Origin of the sequence: Sphingobacterium cellulitidis (assembly GCF_043187465.1) — a bacterium.
GTDB classification, from domain to species: Bacteria; Bacteroidota; Bacteroidia; order Sphingobacteriales; family Sphingobacteriaceae; genus Sphingobacterium; species Sphingobacterium cellulitidis.
The window spans coordinates 4,323,053-4,338,450 of record NZ_CP171136.1; the positions used below are offsets into that span (position 1 = coordinate 4,323,053).

13 protein-coding genes are annotated in these 15,398 nt (G+C 36.4%); 10 read left to right on the forward strand and 3 right to left on the reverse strand.

Going from position 1 to position 15,398, the window contains the following annotated elements:
- The first annotated feature begins 7 nt into the window (after positions 1–7).
- Both ACF3OC_RS18825 and ACF3OC_RS18830 read left to right on the forward strand, forming a co-directional pair.
- The gene (locus tag ACF3OC_RS18825) at positions 8–1,042 is read left to right on the forward strand and encodes a sensor histidine kinase (RefSeq protein WP_182497657.1); all 1,035 of its coding nucleotides are present in this window, start codon (positions 8–10) and stop codon (positions 1,040–1,042) included.
- Entirely contained in the window at positions 1,039–1,794 is a 756-nt protein-coding gene (locus ACF3OC_RS18830) for a LytTR family DNA-binding domain-containing protein (RefSeq protein ID WP_094258745.1), read from the forward strand. Before ACF3OC_RS18825 ends, ACF3OC_RS18830 begins: the two co-directional genes overlap by 4 nt.
- 3 nt (positions 1,795–1,797) lie before the next feature.
- On the opposite strand, the gene ACF3OC_RS18835 is transcribed toward ACF3OC_RS18830, so the two are convergent.
- Together ACF3OC_RS18835 and ACF3OC_RS18840 are read right to left on the reverse strand one after the other, a co-directional pair.
- Positions 1,798–2,268, reverse strand: coding sequence for a hypothetical protein (locus tag ACF3OC_RS18835; RefSeq protein WP_392470464.1), 471 nt, complete (start codon positions 2,266–2,268; stop codon positions 1,798–1,800).
- Between the two features lie 825 nt (positions 2,269–3,093).
- Positions 3,094–4,116 carry a nucleoside hydrolase gene (locus ACF3OC_RS18840; RefSeq protein WP_392470466.1) on the reverse strand — a complete coding sequence of 341 codons (1,023 nt, stop codon included), beginning with the start codon at positions 4,114–4,116 and terminating at the stop codon, positions 3,094–3,096.
- 333 nt (positions 4,117–4,449) lie between these two features.
- Between ACF3OC_RS18840 and ACF3OC_RS18845 the strand changes: the two genes are divergently transcribed.
- Positions 4,450–4,632, forward strand: a complete 183-nt coding sequence (locus ACF3OC_RS18845; RefSeq protein ID WP_392470468.1) for a hypothetical protein — start codon at positions 4,450–4,452, stop codon at positions 4,630–4,632.
- A gap of 51 nt (positions 4,633–4,683) precedes the next feature.
- On the opposite strand, the gene ACF3OC_RS18850 is transcribed toward ACF3OC_RS18845, so the two are convergent.
- The gene (locus ACF3OC_RS18850; RefSeq protein ID WP_094258741.1) at positions 4,684–4,902 is read right to left on the reverse strand and encodes a hypothetical protein; all 219 of its coding nucleotides are present in this window, start codon (positions 4,900–4,902) and stop codon (positions 4,684–4,686) included.
- A 294-nt stretch (positions 4,903–5,196) separates the two neighbouring features.
- Between ACF3OC_RS18850 and ACF3OC_RS18855 the strand changes: the two genes are divergently transcribed.
- The 7 genes from ACF3OC_RS18855 (at position 5,197) to ACF3OC_RS18885 (ending at position 15,381) form a co-directional block, all read left to right on the forward strand.
- On the forward strand, positions 5,197–6,024 hold the full coding sequence (locus ACF3OC_RS18855; protein WP_392470470.1) for a 2OG-Fe(II) oxygenase: 828 nt from the start codon (positions 5,197–5,199) through the stop codon (positions 6,022–6,024).
- A gap of 394 nt (positions 6,025–6,418) precedes the next feature.
- Entirely contained in the window at positions 6,419–9,682 is a 3,264-nt protein-coding gene (locus ACF3OC_RS18860) for a SusC/RagA family TonB-linked outer membrane protein (RefSeq protein ID WP_392470472.1), read from the forward strand.
- Positions 9,683–9,693: 11 nt separating this feature from the next.
- Positions 9,694–11,151, forward strand: a complete 1,458-nt coding sequence (locus tag ACF3OC_RS18865; protein ID WP_392470474.1) for a SusD/RagB family nutrient-binding outer membrane lipoprotein — start codon at positions 9,694–9,696, stop codon at positions 11,149–11,151.
- 455 nt (positions 11,152–11,606) lie between these two features.
- The gene (locus ACF3OC_RS18870) at positions 11,607–12,062 is read left to right on the forward strand and encodes a PepSY-like domain-containing protein (protein ID WP_392470477.1); all 456 of its coding nucleotides are present in this window, start codon (positions 11,607–11,609) and stop codon (positions 12,060–12,062) included.
- Positions 12,063–12,269: 207 nt separating this feature from the next.
- A complete protein-coding gene (locus tag ACF3OC_RS18875; protein ID WP_392470479.1) occupies positions 12,270–13,430 on the forward strand; it encodes a Pycsar system effector family protein in 1,161 nt (386 codons plus the stop codon).
- The gene (locus ACF3OC_RS18880; RefSeq protein WP_392470480.1) at positions 13,430–14,299 is read left to right on the forward strand and encodes a hypothetical protein; all 870 of its coding nucleotides are present in this window, start codon (positions 13,430–13,432) and stop codon (positions 14,297–14,299) included. The genes ACF3OC_RS18875 and ACF3OC_RS18880 overlap by 1 nt, the downstream gene beginning before the upstream one ends.
- Complete coding sequence (locus ACF3OC_RS18885) at positions 14,299–15,381, forward strand: metallophosphoesterase (RefSeq protein ID WP_392470482.1); 1,083 nt, start codon at positions 14,299–14,301, stop codon at positions 15,379–15,381. The genes ACF3OC_RS18880 and ACF3OC_RS18885 overlap by 1 nt, the downstream gene beginning before the upstream one ends.
- Positions 15,382–15,398: the final 17 nt, after the last annotated feature.

Consider the following 15,398-nt stretch of genomic DNA (forward strand, 5'->3'; position numbering starts at 1 on the left):
AGTATCAATGAAGACATTTCTAATCTCCATACTTACAGCTGTCCTCATCAGTTTAGCAATCTATAGTATTATTGCGATCATAGTATTGTTCAGTACAGGGAGTTTAGAAATGTCTTTTATCACTGCTCCCGAATCCGTAGCTGGGATAGCCTATGGAATCTGTTTATATCTGACAGGTAAAGCCAGTGGTAAAATTCTCAACTTTATTATTCCGGATAAAAGCCGAGCCGTCCAACGGGTAATTGGATATATCCTACTAACCTGCATCCTCGCTCCCATTGTCATATTTTGCATTAATGTGACGATTTCTGTCCTTTGGCAAGGGAATTCACTGGATTATTTTCTAAAAAACGAATATTGGTTCAGCTATATTCCAATAACCATAATTTCGATTTTCATCGGATTGGGGTTCTATGGTTTTTACTATTATAAAGTTCATAAGAACAAGCAAATTGCGCAACAGAAAATGATTGCAGGAGAAGCAACTGCACAGTTGGAATCCTTAAAGAACCAGATCGATCCACACTTTTTATTCAATAGTTTGAACGTTTTAATTGGTTTAATTGAAGAGGATCAGAAGAATGCGATTACCTATACGAAGTCACTATCAAAAATATATCGCTATATTCTGGAACATAAGGACAAGGAATACGTTAGCATCCAGCAAGAACTGGAATTTGCGAACAATTATATTTCCCTATTACAAATTCGATTCGAGGATGCCATAATTTATAAAAAGAGTAAGGTTGAGGACCTAGACGATTCCTATTCAACAGTGCCTTTGGCCTTACAATTACTGTTGGAAAACTGTATTCAGCATAATAAAGCCACGGAGGAATCACCATTGAAGATAGATATCTATCGGGAGAATGATTTTTTGGTAGTTGAGAACAATCTTCAGGAAAAAGAAAACAAAACGCCTTCCACGAAAGTTGGATTAAGAAATATTAGAGAACGTTATCAATTGACGAGTAAAAAGGAGATTGAGGTTATCAAGACTATGGAAAAGTTTGTTGTAAAGTTGCCAATCCTTCATGCATGAGAAGTTACCAAACATTAATTATTGAGGACGAAAAGCCGGCGGCAAGATTACTGAGCAGGAAGTTAAATAATTTAGGGATCAATCAGATTGAGATGTGTCATTCTGTAGAGCAATCAAAGCGATGGTTTGCAGAGAATCCAGCACCTGAATTGATATTTCTGGACATTCAATTATCTGATGGTCTATCTTTCGAAATCTTTGAGGGTCTAAGCATTGAAAGTCCAATTATTTTCACGACTGCGTACGATGAATTTGCCATTCGAGCCTTCAAGTTGAACAGTATTGATTATCTATTAAAACCTATTTCCGAGGAGGAGCTGGAAAATGCTATTGAGAAATTTGAACGTATAAGTTCTAAACCACCTGCTGTAGATATTGAACAGATAAAAAACCTTATCCATTCTGAAAAAGGAAATTACAAAACGAGGTTCAGCATCAAGGTTGGCAATACGATAAAATTAATAGCAGTGGATGAGATCGAGTGTTTTTATTCAGAGAATAAGGGCACTTATGCTTATGGCACAGGGAATACCTCTTATTTACTGGACCAGAGCTTGGAGCAAATTGAAGCGATGTTAGACCCGCGACAGTTTTTCAGGATCAGCAGGGGAACTATAATCAATATTAAATCAATAACCAGCATCTCGGTTCATACGAGTTCACGTCTAAGGGTTCAGCTTCAACATTTTCCATCGGATGAATTAATTGTCAGCCGAGAACGGGTGAATGATTTTAAAGACTGGTTAGAATAACCCTTAGTAAAGGTGAAATTTCAGTGGGATATTCACCCCTACCCCAACGGTGAAACCATCAATTGTCTTAAAATTTTCTTTGGTATTTATATCAAAACCATAACCTGCGGAAAGTTCAAGGATCGAGAAAACACTAATTCCGGCTTTGGCAGTTGCCGTATATGGGGTGATTTCACCTTTAAGGAATGGCCAAACAGCTACATTTTTTAAATAATATGTGATTCCAAACTCAGGGATAACAGTTGTTTGATTCATCATCCAAGTAAAGTTGGCGCCGGCATCAAATTTTATGTATTGGGATTGATTGGGGGCGAATAAAGTCCATGCAGAGGCTTTCAGGAAGCTTCCACTCTGATATTGATAGCCTAATGAAGGTCCGAATATCCAGCCATTAGCTTTAGGATTTTTCTCTTGAGCGAAAGTAATACTGGACAAACAGGAGAATAATAGGATGAATGTTAATATTCTAGTCATATATTGTATAAAATATTGATTTAAATACAGAACAAATTTCATTGCTTTTTGTTACTTTTAAAAAGTATTATCGCTATCACACGAAACCATTAACAAGAATTGGTAACACATGTAAACATTTGTTTATCAATTTACTTATTTAAGCACGTAAACCATTAATTTGTGGGTTTTCTTTCCTGCAATATTTAATTATTTTTTAGGATTTACTTAACAGCGTCTTAATTTCAATCGGCTAACTTACATGCGTTTAAACGACTTGAATTTTGCTGGTTAATCAAGTATGTTTTCACGAGTATTATTTCTCCCTTAAAAAGACAAAATAAATACATAGTTTGGGCGTTAATAGTATTACTAGACCCTAAACCAATCTTTTTCCGGGATGATGGTATTATATTAATTCATTAAAATTTATTACAATAATATATGAAAATTATCAGTTTAAAAACAACTGCGATGAGTCAATCACACCCCTTGTGTCCTCACTGTGGAGAAGCCTATCTCTACTCACGAGTTCGCAGGCCATGGTGGGTGAAATCATTCTTGTTTTTTCTACCGGTTAAACGGTATTCTTGCAATCAATGCAATAAAACATCGTACATTCTACGAGAAAGAGGTTAATGAGTGATCACACTAACATTCATTAAGTTTTCAGTTATTACATTAAAAAGTTCTTATAAGTTCTCCAGATTCAAAGTATTCTTTCAAATAAACATAGATTTTGGAAAATTTTAAGGAACCAGCCGCCAAACCAAATTACTGAATTTAACTATTCAGGCAGTAGCCCAAAAATGGTATTTATTGGGAAAGGGTAATTATTGCTCAAACTTACTTTGGTTGTTGCAACATCAATATATCTATAACACTTTCTAATTTATCATATGGGTATTTATGTATGATAAATTTATGTAGCCCATTCTTATTTGGTTCCCAAAGGTTATTTCCTTCCTCATCAACGATTAGTTTTCCGGGTCCGCTTAGGTAGAAGTAGTCTTCGGGGTTTTCAATGGCGATCAGTACGGCGGTTTGATCCCAAGAGCTTCTGTTCTTTACGGCTTCATTTGCATAAGTCTCTAAATTGATTTTATATCCTACAGATACCGGACTATTTAGCAGATTACGTTCAGCGATTTTACCACCTGTTTTTATACGGTCACCAATTTCAAATCCAGAAAACAAAATAGGTTTCGGGAAATTATCGAATGCATATTTGGCTGACTCAGCATCTTTAAAAACATTAAACTCCTTTCCCTGGGGGAATGCAGCAGCCATTGCTACCCAATTCTTAACTTTCTTCTTGACCAAATCCATTCCATTTAATTTAGAATATTGGTCGGCATTGGATTGTAATAGCTCACTGATATTTGTCATGAAACCAACTGTAATTAAGGTAACAGAATTATCAGGTTGTTCTGCCAGCACCTTTCTATAAATAGAGACCGCATTTTCATAATTTTTATTCAGCAATTCGGGATAGAATTTTTTAATAATTTTTTCATTCCAATTGTTAGGAGCCGTAAAATTAGGAGCCAATGGATTCGAAGTTTTTCCTACTGGAATTCCATCCCTCTTATAATACTTATTATAGACTTCAATAGTTGCAGGGATATCCTTGTGAGCATCACTTGCTACCGTTGCTAGGATTTCTGCTTTACCCTGATCAGCCAGGGCATGCAATATAGCTATTGCACCGATATCATCGTAATCTGGCCCCATATCTGTATCAAAAATGACCTTGACTTTTTTAGGTTGATCAACGCTATTGAAGGCGATCAAATGATTTTTTATTCCAAGAAATAGACTTAAAAACAGGAGGATTTTTAGCGAAGAGGGTTTCAAGAATTTTTTCATTAGCATGGGTTTAAGTAAGTTTTAGATTTATAAATGCAATAAACACGATGATGGTTTAGATCAGGTATTGTTAATTTCAAGATAAGAAAAAGAAAGAGTAAAGTTCTTAAAAGCGCATAATTTCAGGGGTTGGCATAGCAATAAGACTTGTAAAAAGGCATATCTCTGCTTAAATTATATAATTTGAGTAGTTATATTCCTTGATATATATAAATCCGCCAATCCATTGTTTGTTAGAGAGCTGATATTGAAACATATTTGAGAAACAGAAATTAGGAGGAAGCAAATATGTCAAGTATCACCAACAAAAAGAGCATAAGCATATTAATAGTAATGGGGACATTTCTATTAGGCACATCCAATTCTATTTCCAAGGATTTCCGCTTAGAATTAAAAAAAATAGGATTGACGAGTAGCCAATATTTAGAAATGTATGCTTATCAAGAAAAGTTAACTCAGGAGGGTGAGATTGAACCTATTTTGGGTTTTGGATGGGAAATCACTAACTGTTTATAAAGTTAATTTCAGAAGAAAAGGCTTTCGAATGAAAGCCTTTTTTATTTCTTATTATTTTTTTCCCCCACCCCTCAACAAAGCTACGAGTAGTAGAATAAATACAGCACCTCCGACTACCCATACCCAGGGTTTGGAGAACATACCATCATCCCCTTTATCAATATCTACATTGATATCTAATCCTTTGTCTTGAGCCCATGATTGTAATGAAACAAATAAGAGCATAATGAATGCTAATGGGCGGAATTTTAGAATCCAATTTCCTTTCATATTCGATGTTTTAAAGTTTATAATCCCATGAATAACAGTTTGTGACAACAAATGTTTTTATTTAAAAATATGGCCTTAGCGCGAAACCTTAACCTACTAGTATTCAATAGTTTGTTTAAAAATGTCAAATTTTAATATGGGGTTAAATAATTATCGAAAAGGCTGTAGATAAAAGTTGACAAAAGCAAGTTTAATCAATTAATGCTTCTAAGTAAAGAAATATTATTGTCGAACTTTATGTAATCAAATCAATTTTAACTTAATAGGCTAAAAGCCGAAATCATACTTACTACTATGAACCCTTATCTTAATTCACATAATCAAGATTTAATGGCATATGCTAAACAGTATAAGGCCAAATACAGGAATGCGAATCCCTTTCCAAGCATCAGTTTTGAGAACTTTTTCAACCCTAAATTTTTATCAGAGGTATCGTCAGAATTTCCGGATTTATCCAAAGGAAACAACATTGTTTACAATGACCCTTTGCAGAAGAAATTTGCTGGGAATGGGGAAGAATTATTTGGACCAAAGACCAAGGCCTTAATGCATTTTCTGAATTCGGAGCCGTTTTTAAATTTTGTGAAGGAGATCACAGAGATTGACGAGACTTTGTTTGGGGATCCTTATTTTTCAGGAGCGGGTTTACATGAGATGAAAAGAGAAGGTTTATTAAAGGTTCATGCTGATTTCAATAAACATCCTATCAATGGATTAGATCGTAGGGTCAACTTTATTGTGTATTTAAACAAGGATTGGAAAGAAGAGTATGGTGGTCATTTTGAGTTATGGAATAAGGAATTGACAGGCTGTGTTGAGAAAGTATTACCTTCATTCAATACGATTGCTATGTTTTCAACGACTTCAATTTCCTATCATGGATTACCCAATCCTATTACATGTCCGGAAGATGACAGCAGAAAATCCTTGGCTTTATATTACTATTCCTATGGAAGGCCAGAAGCCGAATCAATTGCTTTTAGGGATGGGCACAATTCAATTTTTGTAAAAAGAAAAGATTCAGCTGAAGATTCAAATGCTTTTAAAGCCTTTGAAGAAGGTAGCAGAAAAAAACCTATCCTCGAAAGGATCTATAAAAAAATTGTTGCTCGTCTATTATAAAAACTCTTTGGAGCTGATTTAAGAATTCTTAAATCAGCTCCAGGGAAAGCCAAAAATATCAAAGCTTTATTTCAACACAAGATTTCACCTCTCCTTTTCTTCCAAAGTCCATTGGAAGCATTCAATTTTACTTAGAACAGGATTTACTGAATGATTATTACAATCATGACAAGGGTTATATGGTTAACCTAAATTTTACAATTCTCAAAAACAGCCCTTCTAGCATTGCCTAAAATCAATAATTATTTATTATTAATTAGCTAAAACATTTTTCAGTATTATTGATTTATTAATTGTTAACCGTTTGATAACATTATCTTAACAACACCTAATTAATTTTGAGCCTGCTGAGGAATTCAACCATGAACCCCTCTCCATCTAACATCCAAATTTTATGAAAAAGGTTTTTTCTGATTTTCATCGAGGTTCCACACGAACCTACAGTACACTTATTTTACTATTAGGTTTAGGCTTTAGTCCGTCTTTGGCTAATTCCTATCCAACCGAGGTTGCCAAAAAGGTCTGGGCCAATCAACAAAAGATTAGTATTTCTGGGGTTATTTATGACGAAGGTACTAATACCCGTTTGAGTGGGGTAACCATTCTTTCAGAGGGCAAAGTCATCGCAAGCAGCAATGCTAATGGCGAGTTTTCTATCCAAGTTGAAGCTGGCAAGCCAGTCATATTTCAGAGTCTAGGATACCATTCAAAGACACAGCAATGGACTTCAGATAGTCAATCAGTCCGCATAAATTTGACTACTTCAGATGAGTCGATTGAGGAAGTAATTGTTACTGCATTGGGGATAAAGAGGGAGGAGAAATCATTAGGATATGCAGTAAGTCAGGTAACAGGTAAGCAAATGACGGATGCGACACCTAGCAATTGGGTAGATGCGATGAAAGGGAAGGTTGCAGGATTGTCTATTACCCAAGCAAGTTCAGGTCCATTAAATACCGCTAGGATCAATTTAAGAGGTGACCGTTCATTGGATCCTAAAAATAATGAGGCTTTAATAGTTGTGGATGGTATCCCAATGGTGAATGGCCGCTTTAGTTCAGGCGTTACTGATGCATATGGTGCAGGCTCAAGCGGACCGGACAAAGATATTCCGATTGACTTTGGAAATGGTTTAGGGGATATCAATCCCGACGACATAGAATCGATTTCGGTACTAAAGGGAGCTGCTGCGACTGCGCTTTATGGTAGCCGAGCAGGAAATGGAGCTTTGATTATTACCACTAAGTCAGGGAATAAGAATAAAAAAGGAATTGGTATTTCCATCAATTCAAACAGCAGTTTTCAATCCATATTGAAATGGCCAGACTTTCAATACGAATATGGTCAAGGAAATTTGGACCGAAATGCTGATGGAGAGCAATATTATTCATACGGACTTACCGAAGACGGAAAGAACACAGGATCTACTTCCAGTGCCTATGGACCTAAGTTTAATGGCCAAGAATATTTCCAATATGATCCAAATACAGAAACCGGTGGAACAACACGCACACCTTGGGTTGCATATAAAGGCGGGGTAAAAGATTTCTTCAATGTCGGAGAAACCTATATGAATAGTATTTCCTTGGATGGAGGGAATGAGGTATTTAGCTCAAGGGCATCCTTAACCCATACCAAGAATTCATGGATCATGCCGAATACAGGCTTTCAAAGATTGGTAGCTGCCATTAACTCTTCAGCAAAGCTCAGTGAGAAATTGCGCATCAATATGAAGGTGAACTATACAAATAAGAGTAGTGATAATCTACCTGGGACAGGATATAACAATCAATCTATTGCATACTTTATGATTTTCCAAAATCCAAGTATCAGTTTGGACTGGTACCGTCCGATGTGGAAGAAGGATAGAGAAAACATTGAACAAATCCATCCATTCAGTTCCTACATTGAGAATCCATTCATCATTGCATATGAGATGACAAACTCACTGCAGAGTCATGGTATTGATGGGATGTTACAAGGACAATATACTTTTAACCCAAAATGGGAGATCATGTTAAGATCGGGTATTTCGATGCGTTCCGATCAACGCCAGCAACGGAGACCTTGGGACACAGCAAACTTTCCTTTAGGATATTACAAACAACAAGATCTATTCTATATGGAATCGAATACGGATGCATTGCTTTCCTTCAATGATAAGATCAATGAGGATTTCAGCATTCGTGCATCCCTAGGAGGAAATTTGATGAGACGAGATCTCAAAGAAAACATAGGTTTAGCACGTGGCCTGACATCTCCTGGAGTTTATAAACTTTCTAACGCTTCCACTTCTCCATTTGCTGACAACACTATCACGCAAAAAGAGATTCAAAGTATTTTTGGAATGGTCAATTTAGGTTGGAGAGAGATGATTTTTGTTGATTTAACAGCAAGAAATGACTGGTCATCTACTCTGCCAAGTGACAATCGTTCATATTTTTATCCATCCGTGAGCAGTAGTTTTGTATTGAGTGAGATGGTTGAGATGCCGAGTTTAATTTCATTTGCGAAACTACGTTTTTCATGGGCTCAGGTTGGTAATGACGCGGATCCATATCAAACCATCAAATATTTCAATTCATCGATTTTTCCAGGTTCAGCAGAGGCACCATCCTTATTGCACAATGCTAATTTAAAACCGGAGATTTCAAATTCTACGGAAGCAGGGTTGAATATTTCATTCTTCAATAACCGCTTGACTGCAGATGTAAACTATTATTTCAACAGGTCGAGAAACCAAATATTACGTGTTCCAAGAGATGTGACGACGGGTTTTAGTTCAGAGATTATCAATGGTGGGTTGATTCAGAATAAGGGTTGGGAATTAAGTTTATCGGGCACTCCAGTAAGGAATGAAAATTTCCAATGGAATGTTAGTGCAAACTGGGCGAAGAACAACAACAAGATATTAGAATTGAGTGAAGGTGTTGAGACACCGCAGCAGATAATTGCTTCCAGCGGATCAGGAGTGGCAGAGATTATTGCCACTGTAGGAGGTTCAACAGGAGATCTATGGGGTTATGGCTTAGTTCGCAATGATCAAGGGCAGGTTATCTATGATGCGAAAACTGGGTTGCCAATTCGTCCGGCGGATAAAGTAAAAATTGGAAATGCTTATGCTGATTGGCGTGGCGGATTTCACAATGAATTCAGATATAAGAATTTATCGCTTAGCGCCTTAATTGATGGCCAATATGGTGGTATTGTCTACTCTCAAACACATCATAAGATGACGGAGCAAGGAAAGTTGGAGCACACCTTACGTGGCCGTGAAACAGGCAAATTAGTTGGTGAAGGAGTTATTCAGAATGAAGATGGGTCTTTCAGTCCAAATACGAAAGAAGTCGCAATTAACACCTACTACGCCGATTATTATAGAAGAGCGAATGTTGAAACCAACAGTTTTGATGCTTCCTATTTGAAACTTCGCGAAGTTAGATTTGAATATGCATTACCAAAGACGTTGGTATCCAGATGGAAGATGAATAGTGCTTCAATTGCCTTTTTTGGAAGAGATCTATTCATGATTAGTAATTTCCCGATGTACGATCCTGAAACAGCAGCTTTGAATGGTGCTACCATTATGCCTGGTGTTGAAATGGGGCAGATGCCAAGTACAAGGACATTTGGGATGAATTTGAAAGTAAACTTCTAAGCAGAACGAAAATGAAAATCAACTATAAAAATATATTAATTGCTCTTGTAATGACAGGAGGATTAACAAGTTGCACCAAAAATTTTGATGATCTGAACACAGATCCAAATAAACTAGAGGTGGTTGCCCCAGGAACCTTAGTAACACCAACGGTTTATGGTATGTCGACCTATTTTACCACAAGGAGCAACAGTTTTACCTGGGAAATTATGCAGGATGGCTTATCAAATCCAAGTGCTGCAAATGGGACCCATCGCTATTACTTTACGGAAACCTCGGGTGATGGAACCTGGAACAATTGCTACCGTTTTCTAAGAAATGTACGCGAGTTAGAAAGTGCAGCGATTAATGGGAATACCAAGCTCCCGGTGTATGAAGCTGTAGCAACTACTCTAAGAGCATATATTGTAGGAATCCTTACCGATAGTTTTGGAGATGTTCCACTTTCAGAAGCTATGCAAGCTGAGGAAGGGGTGGATCAACCTGTATTCGACACCCAAGAAAAGATTTATATGGATATGATTGCGGCCTTAGAAAAGGCGAACACAACATATACGGATCCTTCAACCATGAATGGAAATGATCTTTTATATAATAACAAAAAGGAGAATTGGCGGAAATTCAACAATTCCATCTTACTACGTTATATTTTAAGGACATCAAAAAGGACAAATGCATATGCTAAGATCAAGGCTATTCTAGATGATCCTGAGAATTATCCAATTTTCACATCCAATGACGAGGCTGCTATGGTAACCATCACTGGAATTCCACCCTATGATTATGCTTGGGGTCGTCGTCAAGATTATGTGAATTTTACAGCAATGGCCTCCTTCTTTGTTGATCATTTAAATAGTTTAGAGGATCCTAGAAGACCATTTATTATGACCGAAGCCACGGAATTAGTGGATAACAAGATTGTTAAAATAGGATACAAAGGCATACCGGCGGGTCATTCTGGCGATTTATCTGGGATTAAATATAGTCCAAGTACACCAAATGGAGATTTAATGTATCCTAATGTAGTTGGTACTCCGATAAAGGAAATCATCATGCCTTATTCAGAGGTTGAATTTATCAAGGCAGAGACCTATTTAGCCTTGGGACAGACTGCAGAAGCAAAGGCGGCATATGAAAAAGGAGTAAAAGCCTCCATAGAACAATATGGTGGGGTTCTTCCAGCGAATTACTTTGACAAGCCAGAGGCACAATTTAATGGGACATTGGAAAGAATTATGTTACAGAAATACTTGGGTTTGTTTATGGTAGACTATCAGCAATGGTTTGAATATAGAAGAACAGGTTTTCCGAAATTACCAAAAACAGAATTTATGCTACATGATGGGGTTATGCCATCAAGATTTATGTATAAAAATGAGGTAAGAAGATTCAACCCTACGAACTACGCAAAGGCAGTAGAACAAATGGGAGGTGATACTTACCATACCAAAGTTTGGTGGGAGAAATAATCCAATTACAAGAAATTTGATTGAAGGCTGTCTAATAATTAGGCAGCCTTTCTTTTTTATCCAAATTCTCATAAAAAGATAAGGTCTATAGGTGATGCTAAAAGAAAAAAGCGTTCCAAAAACTACCCCTATTGCATTTAATCAATGTTTTTCTTTCAAATTGTTTTCGAAATGATACAAACCGAATATTAATAAGGACAATTAAACAACATATTGGTAACATAAATTTAACATACCAAAATGGTAGAATTAAATTATTAGTCAATGCAATAACCGCTATCATTCAATTTTTTACCAATTTTATAAAAAATAGTTTAATGATTAAATATTGGTAAGTGGTAATGCCTAATGGATTGGCATTGATATCATTAATAAGACATTAACAGAGTAAAAACTATCTAAATAAGGTTTTGACACTGCATGAAAAACATTTATAGATAACAAAAAAAGGATCTATGAAAAAATTATTACTAGGATTATCATTCCTACTGGCGATTGCCATTTTTGCGGTATCATGTAGCAAAGAAGACAATGGAAACGATGTTGTTTTACCGAGTAAAGCGAACAGTTTTTTATCAACAAGCTTTAAATTTAAAGGAGCTAAGATTGTTAAATTGTCCAAAGTAACTGATAACCTAACGAAGAAAGAATTTGAAGTTATCCTTGACAACGGGATTAAGATTGAGTTTGACAAGGATGGTAATTGGGTTGAAATTGAAGCTGTAAAAGACGATGGTACAATTCCTTCAGAATTAGTTCCTAAGGATATTCTAGACTACGTTTCAGAGCATTATTCTGGACCAGGAATTAATAGTATCGAGATTGAGGATGATGGGTATGAGATTGAATTAACGGATGGTACGGATTTAGATTTCGATCTTGAAGGAGTTTTCATCAAAGTAGACAAATAAGGTCTTTCATAGCCTTTGAAACTTTAACATAATCCCCAGTAATCCTGGGGATTTTTTATTTTCCAATGAATTCAAATAACTTAGGGAAAATATTTTTCTTTGCCTTTTATGGATTTTCGCAATTATCGTCATTTTTCAGTCAACCTGCTTAAAACAAGGATTATCTCATTAATTTTGGATAAAAATTAGGCATTTATACAATACAGTATGGATTATGAGCTTTTAATACCAAAGATTGTTGATTATTTAAGAAAGATTGCTTTCGAGCATAAGGCTGAATTTTGCTTTCATAATGACGAGCATACCAAGGATGTCGTTCTTGCGGTTAAGGAAATGGCGGATCATTATGCCTTGGATGCAACAGATAGGTTTGTGGTCATCTGTGCGGCATACTTTCATGATATAGGCTATATTTTTGGTGGTGCAAAGGGGCATGAAAAGCGTAGTGAGGAAATTGCTGAGAACTTTCTGAAAGAGAATCAAGTTCCTGGAGATGTTATTGAAAAAGTAAAGTCCTGTATTTTGGCGACCAAGATGCCTCAGTCTCCACGGACCCTATTGGAAAGCATCATCTGTGATGCAGACTTATTCCATTTGGGGACAAAGGATTTTGATGGTCGGAATAAATTGATGCAGAAGGAAGCTGAATATGTTAAAGGCATCAAAATCGACAAATCAGATTGGCGGGATAGAACCATCAAATTAATGGAAAATCACGTCTACCATACAGATTATGCTCAAAATAAATTAAATGCAGGAAAGTTGGAGAACCTTGAATCCCTGATTAGAAAACAAAAGAAGGGCGAGGCAAAGCAAGGAGAGGATACAGATAGGTTGAAAAAACCAGAACGTGGGATTGAAACTATGTTTAGAATTACCTCTGCCAATAGCCAGCGATTAAGTGATATGGCGGATAACAAATCCAATATCCTCCTGACAGTTAATTCTATTATTCTATCCATCATTGTCGCAGTATTACTCAAGGCCTTGGACAGCAACTCACACTTGATTGTACCTACAGTCTTACTAATGAGCACATCGGTTTCTACGATGGTTTTAGCTATCCTGGCTACGATTCCAAAAATTCCTAAAGGTCATTTTAGCCCTACGGAAGTTCAGAACAAATCAGTTAACCTCCTGTTTTTTGGCAACTTCTATAAAACCAAATTTGAGGAATACCAAGAGGCTATGAACAAAGCAATGGATGATAAGGAGTTTTTATATGGAATGCTAACCAAGGATGTTTATTCCCAAGGAGTCGTTCTGGGCAGAAAATACCAATTGCTCCGATATGCCTATGCTATATTTATGGGTGGATTAATTCTTTCAATCGCTGCATTTTGCATTGCAGTACTTTTCGCAAAATAATGATGGGATATAAATTTTTATTGAGTTTTTTGATGGTTTCAAGTTTGGCTGCTTGTCAAACACAGACGCGAGAAACAACTTACAATGACACGGACCAAGTAAAATCAGGTTCATCGGAACTATATGCTAAGAAGACCTATACTCTTCCAACAGAACTGAATGAAATTTCAGGGATGACCTTTCTATCAAACAGTGATGATATAACGTATGTTATTCAAGATGAAGATGGAATTGTCTTTACCTATGATCTCAAGAATGGTGTTATCAAATCACAATTTGAGTTTGGTCCCGATGCGGATTATGAAGAAATTACTACAGATGGGGAATACTTTTATGTGCTGCAAAGCAATGGGACGATCTATAGTTTCCCGGTAACAATGGATATTGATCAAGGAAAAGTTTCAGTTTTCAAGGGTCTATTGGATAAAGGGGAATATGAATCGATGTCTTATGATTCAAAAACCAAAAGCTTGGTGGTGGTTTGTAAAACTTGTAAGCTAGACAAAGGTGAACCCAAGCTTACAGGCTATGTTCTGAATATTGCGGAAATGGGTGAAGTGAGTTTAAAGAATCCATTTTCGATTGATTTAAGTGGAATTGCAGAGATAGATTCCAAAAACATTGAGTCATTGAAGCCTTCTGCAATCTCTAAAAGGAATTCTGGCAATCAATGGTATCTGTTGTCATCGATTGATAACCTTTTGTTAATATTAGATGAGAATTTTGTTCCAAAGGAAGTTCATCGTTTCAAGAAAAAACAGTTTGAACAGCCTGAGGGGATTAGCTTCAATAATCAGGATAAGCTTTTTATTAGTAGTGAAAAAGGGAAATCGAAGAATGCATTTATTTATCAGATTAACTTAAATTAATGAGAAGGCTTTTTTACATATTACTTTTATTTATTTATCACTTTGCTTCTGCACAGGAGATTGATCAGCGATTAATCATTTTTGGAGATGCTGGGGAGATAAATACCAAACAAAGTTTCTTGATAGAGAAGGCGAACGGGTTACAAATTCCGACGAAAACGAGAGCTTTTTTCATTGGGGATAATATTTATCCGGAGGGCATGGGATTAACAAGCCCTGAGAAGGAAGAAACTGCCGAGATTTTAAAATCTCAATTCGAGGGCTTCCGTAAACTGAATGTACCTGTATATTTTTTAGCGGGGAATCACGACTGGGATAAATCTGGAAAGAAGGGATTAGCGAAAGTAGAGGCTCAAGCAAATTACCTCAACAATTATGGGGATTCGGGATTGCATTTCCTCCCTAAAAAAGCTGGGACATTAGGTCCGGAGGTACTAAACTTGAATGAAAAAACCATCGCTATAGTTTATGATAGCGAATTTTGGCTTTTTCCCTATCATAACCGCGATGTTGAGCTAGAAAAAGAAGCATTTATTCAAAAAATCAAAGAGATTCTAGAAGATAATAAGGACAAAACGGTTTTGATGATTTCACATCATCCCATGGTATCTTATGGGGATCACAGTTTAATCTACAGCTGGAAAGACCATATTTTCCCTTTAACAGACATTAAGTCATCCTTGTATATTCCCCTTCCGGGAATTGGATCGCTCTATCCCCTACTGCGAAGTCATGTAATCAAATTTGCTGAAGATTTAAAACATCCAATCTACCAGGATTTGATTAATCGCGTTACGACAGTTTGTGAAGATCATCGTAAGGTCGTTTTTATCTCGGGGCATGATCACGGGCTTCAATATATAGAAAAGGACAAAATTCGTCAGGTGGTGAGTGGATCGGGTTCCAAGCAATCTGACATCCATAAGCGCGAGCCATTGAAGTATGGATATAACAAACAAGGATTTAGTATAATTGATATTTTAGACAATAATCAATTGCGATTAACCTTCTATATCGATAATCCTAAAGACTCCTTGACTAAATCATATGAGACTATCATCGACTTCAACGTCACGAAATAGTTTTGCTACCAATCCAA